Source organism: Cedecea davisae, assembly GCF_044095835.1.
Lineage (GTDB): Bacteria > Pseudomonadota > Gammaproteobacteria > Enterobacterales > Enterobacteriaceae > Cedecea > Cedecea davisae.
In genome coordinates this window covers 1993703-2004517 of the sequence record NZ_CP172054.1, presented here as the reverse complement: position 1 = coordinate 2004517, position 10815 = coordinate 1993703, and the positions used below count along the sequence as shown (strand labels likewise).

Genomic DNA, 10815 nt, shown 5'->3' with positions numbered 1-10815 from the left:
TTATTCTTTTTTTTAGTCACAAATATCAATCCATAGCGATTTTTTATCAAATCTGCTCCATACCATGGGAGTTGCGCAAGAAGATTAGCGTAACGAACGGATCAACCCATTCGAATATCTGTGATTAATGTGGCAGAAAAATCAGATGCCTTTTTCCTTACAATCGCTATCGCTTAATAGTCTTAGGCTGATCTTTATATCTTTATTTTCAATTTCAGGAATTTGCAGGGGGTGACCATCTTTATCCAGACGACCGTAATAATCTTTGTTTTCAGCAGTTATTTTATAGCATTGTCCATCAGGGCTTGAACCTGAGAATGGGTTGACTATTTGAATGTTTTTATTACGTTCGACTGTGATCGGTTTCGTTTGGCAAGCGGTGATGAAAATCAGAGACATCAGGCTGGCAAGCAATAATCCGTATTGAGGTTTATATTTCATTAATCATTCCTTTTTGTGTTCTGCATCAGAGGCATGCTGTATTTTGATATTTTTTCTGCGGATATGTATTTTTCGAATTATTTATCCTCTTTCTTAGGTCTTAGAATAACTATCATGAATGCCAGGGATAAACTTTGCATGGCACGGGCATGAACTAAAACTATCAAGTGACCCCGCGAGAACCTGACCTCCGTCGAATGTATCTTTGACTCCGCCTAAGATGTTATAAGTTCCCGAGTGTTTACCGCAGTTGACCATATCACCTTCTCTGGCAGCAGAAACACCATACCATTGAAAAGTGGGATCGCCGGTAAGGATCCTCCCACCGCAGGTGGTGCTATCACCAACTCTTAAAAAATAACCTACGCTCATTGTGCATCCTTTATTTTCAAAAATTATGGAAAGAATTAACAATTTCACCAGCGGCTATTTATAGCGCAGGGAATTCATCAGTCTGTCCCAGATTTCAATCATCTGCGCTTCGCTGTAGCGTGTTTGTTTATACTCACTGGTGAGTCTAATATTATTATACACACCTGATTGTTATCTATCCGCTATCCTTTCCGACCCGTTAAAACGCGCCAGGGCGCACGCGTACGCTACGGCTGATCGTGTCCCAGAAGGCGATGATTTCTTCCTCGCTATAGGAGGTCTGCGGCATGGAATCATTCTCCAAAGTCAGAATAAAATTGGGGGTCTTGTAACTGGCCGTCATTTCATTGATGAACATATCAAAACCGTAACGCGGCTCGTCCTGAGATGCCTGTAAACCCGTTGCCAGAAACTCCTGCGCCTGCAACCCGTTCACACTAAAGGCCCCTTTTCTTTCCACCCGGCCACGGTACAAGTTACTCTCTATCTCACCAGCTCTCTCCAGCACCGTGTTTTCTTCACGCGTAAAGTTATCATTGGAAACCACAACGCGTATATTGTCGAAAGTATTACTGATCAGTCCTATGTTAATATCCTCGCGATCCCTTTCTGTCGGGTCTGTGGCAATAAACGCATGGGTGATACAAGAGCCAGGCTTCGTCGGAATAACGTCATTATCCCTGCCGCTAATCCTCGCCATCAGCGACTGCATCTGGCTGACATCTTTTGCGACATAGTTCTGAATTGGATCACCATTGCGTTGCCTTTCATAACGTGAAGCTGAATCATTGAAAGTCTGCTTCTGTAACTTGATAATCACGCCGTTGGTATACAGATATCCTTCAAGAATGCGCATTGCATCCGCAGCGCTTTCATTCGTATTTCTTTCAAAAATCACACCATCCAATCCATTTTGCAATTGCCAGATTTTTTTCAAAAATGGCATATTCTCACTTCTGATAGTATGACCTTCACGTAACTCCCCCTCCCGTCTCGCCAGCAACTGTACAAAACCAGGGCGATACATTTTCTTTGTCGCCAGATAGGTTTTATACATATCCTCTGGTCTTGATATTACTGCTGCCCAGATATTGTTATCCAGCGGTGCTGTTTCACTGTAGGCCACGAAGGATGATGGCAGATCGAGCATATAGCGCCCGACGCAATATGGTTTCATTTCAGCGTTTATCTTGTTCATGGCTTCCTGCTGTGATGACGTCAGTGTTTGTGGCGATGGGTCATAAGGGCGAAAATATTGATAAAGCCCATATCCCGCTGCAATTAAAGCGGCGACGATAACTACTTTTTTCTTTATATTATTCATGGTAAGCAAGCCCTGTATTTTTCACCTGCTGTGCAATTCTGATAATTGACCGAAGAGTAAACCAGCGTGCATCCATGGTGTTGTCAGATTTGTACGCTCCCTCATCTTTTCTGGCGCTCAGCCGTGAAATCAGGGATTACAGAGTCGCCAGCTTGGCTGGTTTGATATTTGTTTGTTCTTCTGTTGTGGTTTTAAGATATTCAGCCTTTCTTTATATTTAGGTGCGGAAAAATCTCGAATATCTGTAGTTATAACAAAAGAGATACCATTTAAATATACATGGTCTTCGAGTCTTCTATAAAGATCATCCGATTCAGGAGCGTCAATCACGTAGCGCCCGATACACTGCGGTTTGGTCTGCGCAAACAAAGTATTTATCACTGGACTGTCCTTCTGCACTGGCGTAGATGCCATAGCCTGGGCAATAAAAAGTAACCCGGCAGCCACCGATAAGACCGTACGCGCAAGAATATACTGCATGATGAGGACTCCTTTCCCGGTATGCCTGGCTCACTCCCCGAAGAAGGTGAAAAGCAAAGCCAGGCCAGGCAAAAATCTTTATCCGTTATTTATAGCGCAGGGAATTCACCAGCCTGTCCCAGATTTCAATCATCTGCGCTTCGCTGTAGCGCGTTTGTTTATATTCACTGGTGAATTCAATACAAAACCACGGTATATTGCACTCAGATAATCCGCCGACATCGTACCATAATTCAGCATTTTGATGAGAATAGAGCTAATCGTAAAACTGTGCAAATGCGTTAACTCCATGCAGCGAGTATAACTCCTGTTCATACCCGACTCAGAACGCTCCGGGGCGATATCTGAATGTTCTGGTGATTCTGTCCCAGATATCAACCAACTGTGAGTCAGTATAATTTTTCGTTTCCTTACCAGAATTATGCAACTCAAGAGAAAATACCGGATGTTTCAAATTGCCAATTTTTTCATTACCGTAAAAATGGAACGTATAGTAGGGAACGACTTTCTCTTCCGGATGATAGATATCCTGCCGTCCTTTCATCAGCCACTCTTCTGCATTTATATCTGGCAACCTTACAGTCCCTTTTTTCAGAGTATGAGCCCCAACCCTGATGATGGTGGAATTTATTTCACTCCCTCGCTCCAATAATGTGTCGCCTTTAGCCAAGACGTTATTACTATTAACAATAATTTCAAAATCACCCTGCTTATATATCAAAGTAATATCATCCTTTGATATCACACCTTCATCATGAATAAAACCTTCCGGGATACAGATGCCTGGCTGTGCTGGCACCTGATCATCCTTTCTTCCCTTTAGCCTGGAAAGCAGGCTTTGCATTTCTGCCAGCTTCTGAGGTTTATCGTTTAGATCGCTTTCCTTCGACCCACTATTTAAGTAATTATCTCTGTATTTATAATATGTTGGATCGGACAGGTCAGTAATTTCAGTTGTAACAACAAATGCAATACCATTGTTATAAAGGTGTCCTTCAAGAATCCGTCCGAAACCGGGAACACTCCCGTTTTCGTTGCGATCAAAAATGACGGTGTTCCTATCGATCCGGTATACGTGCTTCAGAAAAGGCTGATCTCTCGGATTAACCGTTTGACTTTCTCCCAACTCCTGTTCGCGCAGATTGACACGTTGCGCAAACGCCGGTGGGTACAACCGTTTGCTGGCAATTCTCATCTCATTAATCTTTACCTGACCCACCGCTGCATTGTTGAATGAAACGGGCACATCAAAAAGATAGCGACCAATACACTGGGGTTTAGTCTGCTCAAAAAGTTCATCCATCATTTGTTTCTCCTTTGCCGTTAAAGGGGCTACCTGCCACGAGCGGGTGAGCAACCAGAAAACCGTACCGAGAATGAGGACGATAACAATCAGTCCAAACCATAAATGCCTTACCCGCATGTGGTGACCTCCCCGGCCATTTTTATAATCGAACGTAACGTGAACTTCATCGCGGCGGAAAGGCCATTTTCCGTACCGATATCCCCCACAGCATAAGCGCCTTCATGATCCACGTCGGTAGCAAGCAGCGAGCGGATCCCTGAAAATGTGATACGCCCGGCGCGTACAGGTACGGTGCCGTCCCCAGCGCTGCCAGAGGAGATCAGCTCAAAGGTTTTACCCGCTATGTGACGGTAAACGGGGAGCTCCAGCGGCACGCCCATAACCGGCCTCGGTGCTGGGATCTGCTGCCATATTAGATAATCGTCCGAAGGATGTTTTCCACTTGCACCGTAAAATGCGTAGGTACTGGAATGATATTTCCCATCTAATCCTTCAATAAAATCCAGGACAATTTTATTGATTCTATTTTGATAAGCTTTCCATTCATTATCTATATCATCCAGTAATAACTCTTTCTCACACAGTCGCCACCAGTCGCTTTCATTAAGATAGATTTCCGTATAAGGGTCAGACTCAGGCTTATTCACACTTTCCATGCCGCTGTTAATTTTCAGCCAGCCCGGCCCGTAGGCCTTACCCGGCAGCAGCTGTAGCGGTCCGGGTGACTGGGCCAGCACGGGCATCAGGTTGGCCGCGTCGGCACCAATTACCGCCCCGACAATACCCCGCTCCCCGGTTTTCATTCGGCGATATGCCGCCGGAGATCCCAGATCCGGCATAACGCCGTGAACGATGCCCAGAATATTTTCCCTACCGTTCATGTTTTCTGAATAATGCCGGGCCACCAAACCTCCCATGGAGTGAGTAACCAGAATGACTTTATTGGCGGCAAGCCTGTCGTGGTAAGTACCTAAAACTTCTTTGATATAGCATTCGAGAAGCCTCGCCGAATCGACGTTTGACTGTAACCAGTTATAGCCAAAAACATGTACAGGAAAAAGAAAATCGTAACTCCGCCTGACCTCCATCTCAGTCAGTACATCTTCGCCTTTCTCTGCTCCTAAGTCTTCACCAATAAGTAACTGTCGGGGCGTTAGCCTAGTGGTACCATTGATCAGATTATCAATCAAAATATGACCATCATTCAGCATGCATTGCAGAACATGGAGAGGTTCACCGTAGCTTTTATAAAGTGCACTGCCCCAGCCACGAGCCGTCCTGGAGGGAAACACCCTGCCATCGAGATCGTCGTAAAGTACCTTCCCTGTTAAATCTACTTCTGTGGAGAGGGGATCCAGCAGCGCTTTTCTTTGTTCTTTTGATTTAGCTGTCCATGCCAGAGCATCTGCGCCTTGAAACAGATCTGCACGCCAGACTTTTTTATCAGAATCTATCTTTTTAAGATTCGATCCCATGACCCCCGGCAGAAAAATAACCGGGATCACCTTTTCCGCCATTTTAGGGCAGGCAACCACCAGATTGTCTTCAGCTCTGGCATTAGGCAGGCTGTAGTAAGCCCTTCCATTTGCATCATATTCAGGCCGGCTAACGATCTCTTTTTCTGCTGCTTGCGTCATGGTTATTTTCCTTCCTCGAACCGCAGTTTATCCGTCACCACATCAACCTGCTTCATTAACACACTCTTCCCATCTTCAGATGTTGAGACGGTTTGGCTTGCCGCATCCTCAGCCTGAATGGCCAATTTCTGCGCCGACAGAGCCGAACCATCGTAAGCGTGAATCGCTTTGGGCGTATAAGAAAAATCAGCACTTTTCCAGCTCTGTGCCGCCTGGCTCATACTCTGCCCACCAAACTTCTGCCACACCGCCGCTCGCTGGATAATTTTGTCCGGTGCCGCGCACTCCACGGTACCATCGGCAATACGGATATAGCCGCCTCCGCTGGTGATAATGATTTCCTGCTTCGCGCTGATGACCAGCTTGCCCTCGCTGCTGCTGATGCGGATGTCCTTTAATGCATCCAGCGTCATCTCATCGCCCTGCGCCTGTATCTCCACCTTCCCTTTGCTGGCAAAAATTTTGATACCCAACTTGTGGGCAAACAAACTGACCCTCTCCCCGGCCGCCACGGTAAATCTTTTCAATGCACTGAAATCAGTATGTTTTCCGCTGGTGCTGATGATATTCTCCCCCGCTGCCAGCTGCACACTTTTTGGCGTGCTCTGAGCAATCCCCTCAGGGGCGGAGAGTAACAACGCAGACTGCTTCAAATCGGTAAGCGTTTGCTGTAGCAGCGTCTTCTGAGCCTGGATATCGGCCAATTCGGCCCTGGCAGTTTCAACCGCACTGCTCAGGGCTTCGGCCTGGTTCAAGGCCAGCTGTAGTTGGCTAATTGCCGCCCCCATCTCCAGCGCTTCCCCATGCGCTTTTTCCTGCCCGTCCGCGCTGATGAACATGCCGTTGCGGGCGCGGATGGCCCCCCAGCTGTCGGTTCTTAGCTCGAAGCCCTCGCCGCGCTTTTGTTTCTCGCTGTCGACAAGGTGGCCGAGGTTTAGCTGGCTTTTACCCCCGTACTCGGTCGAAACCTTAATGTGCTCCTGGCCGCGGTTATCATCGAGGCGGATTTTGTTATTGGACGGGGTGCGCAGCACGTTGCGCTTATAGTTACGGATGGTGACATGGTCGCCGTGCGCCGAGTCGTGCAGCACGCCGGTGATGTATGGCCTGTCCGGGTTGCCGTCTTCAAACCCAATCGCCACCTCTGTGCCCGCCAGCAGCGGCAGATGCAGGCCGTAAGTGTCTCCGGCATACGGGCGGGACTGGCGTACCCACAGGCTTTCAAACCCGGTATCCCAGTTGTCGCGGTCAAACAACATGTTGACGCGGTAGCGGCCCTCTTTGTCGATATGGCCATAGGTATCATTTTCGGTGGTGCTGGTGACGCGAGCGGGCAGCGTGCCCGCCATCACCGGTCGCCTGCCCGGCTGAGGGCGAAAGCCGTAGTCACCGCCGGCCGGAATAGCGCTGAAATGAACGTCAAAATCGCTGTCGCGCCGGGCGTGGCTGCTCATTCCGGTGATAACCACACCTTTAGCAAATACCTCCGTCACTTCATCCCCACCGCTGACTGCCAGTACCGCGCCCGGAGAGAGCGTCGGGCAGCTGGTTATCCCTGCCAGCTTCGTCTGTCCGTTAAGGTAGCGCTCATGCCGCAGCCGGGCGTAAAACGCCCCCGACTCCGGAGCGGGGTTACGTTCCTGCGGGCTGCCCGGCGTCAGATAGTTGTCGGCATAATGGTAGGCGTCTCCGTAGGTTGTGCTGTCATCCCGGGTAGCATCCACCTGCACATTCATATCTTCGGTCGCCAGACGGTAGTTATAGTCCCGGGTGCTGACCTGCTTCTCGACCACATGGTAATGGCTCTCCATCCCCCACACCGAGTCCACGCCTTTAGCATGTTGCCCCGAAGGCGGAACGGACGGCAGCGCCAGGCTCTTCTCGTAACCCTGCTGGCTGTCGTAAAACTCAACCACATCAATATTAAGGCGGGTATCCGCGGTAAAGCGGAACCAGATACCCACCTCTCCCAGAAGGCGGGTGATGAAGTGCAGGTCATCCTCGCCGTACTGCATCACCTGCTCCCGCCGCGGGTACTCTTTGCTGAGAGAAAACAGAAAGTCCTGCCCCTGCATGCCGTGCCGCTCGCGGAGGATTTTCTCCACTATCTGCGGCACGGAAGCATCCTGGTAGATGGCGTTCTGGTGCGAGCGGCTGAGCAGCGCCAGGCGTGGCTGGAGCGTGAGCGCATAGTGCGTTTGATCTTCTGAGGTGGCAAAACGCTCGAAAGCGGTTACCACACCCTGAACCACTCTTACGGGCTGCTGGATTTTAATGCCCGCCCCCTGATCAACCGGGGCCTGCAGCGTCAGAGAAGCGGTTTTCATCAGCATCGCTTCCCGGCTGATGGCGTGATCCGGGCTGGTAAACTCTATACGGTAGCCGAACGGCAGGCTCAGGGCTTCCCGGCCTTCAAACGCCAGCACGTCAAGAGAACCGTCGTAATCACGCACCGCAAGCAGGTGGTGGCTATGGCTGAACATCACTAAGGGATGGGTACTCATACGCTTTCATCCTCCGAAGGATCGAACTCCAGCACAATGCCCTGTTCTTCATCCCAGCCGAGCGCCAGTGATTTTGGTTTTTGTTTTGCCGCCATCCAGGTGAGCAGCTGCTGGCTAAGTACCGGCAGGATTTGCTGATTAAGCAGGCTGTCTACGTTGCGCGCTCCGGTATCCGGCAGCAGGCAGGCGTCGGTCAGGGCGCCATACAGGCTCTCTTCAATATGGGTTGCCAGACCGTAATGGCGATTCAGGCGTTTGCTAACCTGCGCCAGCTTCATTTCGACTATGGTGCGCATCGCCGCCCGATCCAGCGGGCGGTAAATTACCGTCTGGAAGCGGGCAAGCAACGCGGGCTGGAAGTGATCCCTGAGGAGGGGGCGCAGCAGCTCCTGGAGATCTGACTCGCCCGCTTCGGGCTGCTCATCCAGAAGCTGCATCAGGTGGTCACCGCCGAGATTGGAAGTCATCAGAATAACGGTGTTACGGAAGTCGATCTCACGCCCTTCGCCGTCGCGCATAAAGCCGCGGTCGAATACCTGATAAAAGAGGTTCATCACGTCGCGGTGCGCTTTTTCCACTTCATCCAGCAGCACTACGCTGTAAGGCCGCTTGCGCACGGCCTCGGTAAGAATGCCGCCCTGGCCGTAACCCACATAACCAGGAGGCGAACCTTTAAGCTGGGAAACGGTGTGTGGCTCCTGGTATTCAGAAAGGTTGATCGTGATAAGCGATTTTTCGCCGCCGTACAGGGCATCCGCCAGCGCCAGCGCCGTTTCCGTTTTACCCACGCCGCTAGGGCCAACCAGCAGGAACACGCCCTGCGGCCCGTTTTCCGAGGTCAGACCGGTTTTTGCGGCACGCAGCCGTTGAGCAATAGCGTTGAGGGCAACGTCCTGACCCACTACGCGCTTGGAGATTTCATTTTCCAGCGTCAGCAATTCCGTCTGCTGGTCCTTCATCAGCGAAGACAGCGGTACGCCCGTCCAGTCGGCAATCACGTTGGCCACCGTGCGGGTGTCCACATCCACGGAAAGCAGCGGGTTACCGGACTGCATCTCGTTCAGCTGCTGTTGCAGGCGGTGAGTTTCGCTCTGGCGGGAGATATCCTGTCTGCTTTCCAGCAGCTGTTCGGTCAGCTCCAGCGCCCGGCCGTACTGCGTCTCCAGCTCATCCAGCTCAACAATCAGGCTCACTTCTTCCTGCTCGATTTCCGCCAGCCGTTCGCCGCAGGCATCGTTGCCCACGGCAATGTCTTCCAGCAGCGCCTGTTTTTCTACATCCAGGGCGGTGATCTGCACGCGGATTCGGGTTAGCGGTTCCGGCACGGTATCAAGGCTCATGCGCACGCGAGCGCTGGCGGTATCGAGGAGATCAACGGCTTTGTCCGGCAGCTGGCGGCCTGTTAAATAGCGGCGTGATAACGTAACGGCCGCTTTTACCGCGTCGTCGGTTATGTGCACGCCGTGGTGCTCCGCATAGCGGGATTTCAGGCCCCGGAGCATCAGGCAGGCGGTGTCGTCGTCCGGCTCATCCACTTTCACCATCTGGAAGCGACGTTCCAGGGCAGCATCGCGCTCAAAATATTGTTTGTATTCGCTCCACGTCGTGGCGGCGATGGTCCGCAGCTCACCGCGAGCCAGAGCTGGTTTCAGCAGGTTAGCCGCATCCGCGCCGCCCGCCTGGTTGCCTGCACCGATGATAGTGTGCGCTTCGTCGATAAACAGCAGGACGGGCGTGGGGGACTGCTGCACGGCATCAATCACGTTTTTCAGCCGCTGCTCAAACTCGCCCTTAACTCCGGCCCCGGCCTGCAAAAGACCGAGATCGAGAGTACGTAGGCTAACGCTTTTCAGGCTTTCCGGCACATTACCTTCGGCGATACGCAGCGCCAGCCCTTCCACCAAAGCCGTCTTGCCCACGCCGGGTTCGCCCACCAGAATGGGGTTGTTTTTACGGCGACGGGAAAGAATATCCACCATCTGGCGGATTTCCGTATCGCGGCCAAACACCGGGTCAATTTTGCCTTCTTTCGCTTTAGCCGTAACATCCAGAGTGAACTTGTCCAGCGCGTTTTGCAGCGCCGGGTTCAGTTCACCCTCTTTGATTTCCGCCCCCGCCGGGCGGCCAACAAACTCAACTTCACCGCCGTAGTTTTGCGCCAGTTCCGCTTCCTGCTGTACTTCAGGGCGTTCGTCCGACTGCATATCCAGCAGCGGGCGCAGCCGCTCCAGCTGGCTCTGCCCGAGGCTCAGCATCGGCCACAGGCCGTCGCAGCGCAGCAGTTTGGGTTTATCGACCAGCGCCATCAGCAGATGCACGCTGCGAATTTGCTCTTCCCCCGCCAGGGAAGCCCGCAGCCAGGCTTCCTGCATCAGAGCCTGAATGCCGTCCGAGAGTTTCGGGCGGCCGCGCACCGAGCGAGGCAAATTGTTCAGCCAGCCCAGCAGCTCCTGCCAGAGCGTATCCATATTCCATTCGTAACGCCGGGCCAGTACCGTCAGGTCGCCTTCGCCCTGTTCCAGCAATTTCAGCAGCCAGTGTTCGGGCTGGATCTCCGCATGAGCGCGGGTCTGGCACAGGGAGGCGGCACCTTCCAGCGCGCGGGCGCAGTAAGGGTTAAGGCGGCGTAGCAGGATGGCTGAATTTTCCATAATTCTCTCTCTTTCTCGGTTCCGGGCACGCTACCGCCCATCGCTTTCCCGGTAATCAGGAACCCAAGCGCATCAGGTCAGGCAGGTGGAATGATGTGAT

The 10815-nt window shown here is 51.7% G+C and carries 10 protein-coding genes; all 10 read right to left on the bottom strand.

What is annotated here, in order from left to right; all coding sequences use genetic code 11:
• Positions 1–141 precede the first annotated feature (141 nt).
• Positions 142–441 carry a hypothetical protein gene (locus ACG1VR_RS09925; RefSeq protein WP_216375828.1) on the bottom strand — a complete coding sequence of 100 codons (300 nt, stop codon included), beginning with the start codon at positions 439–441 and terminating at the stop codon, positions 142–144.
• A 93-nt stretch (positions 442–534) separates the two neighbouring features.
• Positions 535–813 carry a PAAR domain-containing protein gene (locus ACG1VR_RS09920; protein WP_395490821.1) on the bottom strand — a complete coding sequence of 93 codons (279 nt, stop codon included), beginning with the start codon at positions 811–813 and terminating at the stop codon, positions 535–537.
• A gap of 54 nt (positions 814–867) precedes the next feature.
• Entirely contained in the window at positions 868–915 is a 48-nt protein-coding gene (locus ACG1VR_RS09915) for a hypothetical protein (protein ID WP_395491084.1), read from the bottom strand.
• Positions 916–1012: 97 nt separating this feature from the next.
• Positions 1013–2137, bottom strand: a complete 1125-nt coding sequence (locus ACG1VR_RS09910) for a T6SS immunity protein Tli4 family protein (protein WP_395490820.1) — start codon at positions 2135–2137, stop codon at positions 1013–1015.
• A 129-nt stretch (positions 2138–2266) separates the two neighbouring features.
• Entirely contained in the window at positions 2267–2617 is a 351-nt protein-coding gene (locus ACG1VR_RS09905) for a hypothetical protein (protein ID WP_395490819.1), read from the bottom strand.
• Between the two features lie 85 nt (positions 2618–2702).
• Positions 2703–2798, bottom strand: a complete 96-nt coding sequence (locus tag ACG1VR_RS09900) for a T6SS immunity protein Tli4 family protein (protein ID WP_395491083.1) — start codon at positions 2796–2798, stop codon at positions 2703–2705.
• A gap of 141 nt (positions 2799–2939) precedes the next feature.
• Positions 2940–3923, bottom strand: a complete 984-nt coding sequence (locus ACG1VR_RS09895; protein WP_395490818.1) for a T6SS immunity protein Tli4 family protein — start codon at positions 3921–3923, stop codon at positions 2940–2942.
• Positions 3924–4030: 107 nt separating this feature from the next.
• A complete protein-coding gene (locus tag ACG1VR_RS09890) occupies positions 4031–5560 on the bottom strand; it encodes an esterase/lipase family protein (protein ID WP_395490817.1) in 1530 nt (509 codons plus the stop codon).
• A gap of 2 nt (positions 5561–5562) precedes the next feature.
• Positions 5563–8064 (bottom strand): type VI secretion system Vgr family protein, encoded by a 2502-nt coding sequence (locus tag ACG1VR_RS09885; RefSeq protein ID WP_395490816.1) that lies wholly within the window; start codon positions 8062–8064, stop codon positions 5563–5565.
• Positions 8061–10715: a type VI secretion system ATPase TssH gene (gene tssH, locus ACG1VR_RS09880; protein WP_395490815.1), complete on the bottom strand. Its 2655-nt coding sequence runs from the start codon at positions 10713–10715 to the stop codon at positions 8061–8063. The genes ACG1VR_RS09885 and tssH overlap by 4 nt, the downstream gene beginning before the upstream one ends.
• Between the last annotated feature and the right edge of the window lie 100 nt (positions 10716–10815).

What these genes read in the sequence shown, in the direction of transcription:
- ACG1VR_RS09890 (WP_395490817.1), bottom strand. Translation starts at nt 5,560, where the DNA reads ATGACGCAAGCAGCAGAAAAAGAGATCGTTAGCCGGCCTGAATATGAT.
- ACG1VR_RS09885 (WP_395490816.1), bottom strand. Translation starts at nt 8,064, where the DNA reads ATGAGTACCCATCCCTTAGTGATGTTCAGCCATAGCCACCACCTGCTT.
- ACG1VR_RS09920 (WP_395490821.1), bottom strand. Translation starts at nt 813, where the DNA reads ATGAGCGTAGGTTATTTTTTAAGAGTTGGTGATAGCACCACCTGCGGT.
- ACG1VR_RS09925 (WP_216375828.1), bottom strand. Translation starts at nt 441, where the DNA reads ATGAAATATAAACCTCAATACGGATTATTGCTTGCCAGCCTGATGTCT.
- ACG1VR_RS09910 (WP_395490820.1), bottom strand. Translation starts at nt 2,137, where the DNA reads ATGAATAATATAAAGAAAAAAGTAGTTATCGTCGCCGCTTTAATTGCA.
- tssH (WP_395490815.1), bottom strand. Translation starts at nt 10,715, where the DNA reads ATGGAAAATTCAGCCATCCTGCTACGCCGCCTTAACCCTTACTGCGCC.
- ACG1VR_RS09895 (WP_395490818.1), bottom strand. Translation starts at nt 3,923, where the DNA reads ATGATGGATGAACTTTTTGAGCAGACTAAACCCCAGTGTATTGGTCGC.
- ACG1VR_RS09905 (WP_395490819.1), bottom strand. Translation starts at nt 2,617, where the DNA reads ATGCAGTATATTCTTGCGCGTACGGTCTTATCGGTGGCTGCCGGGTTA.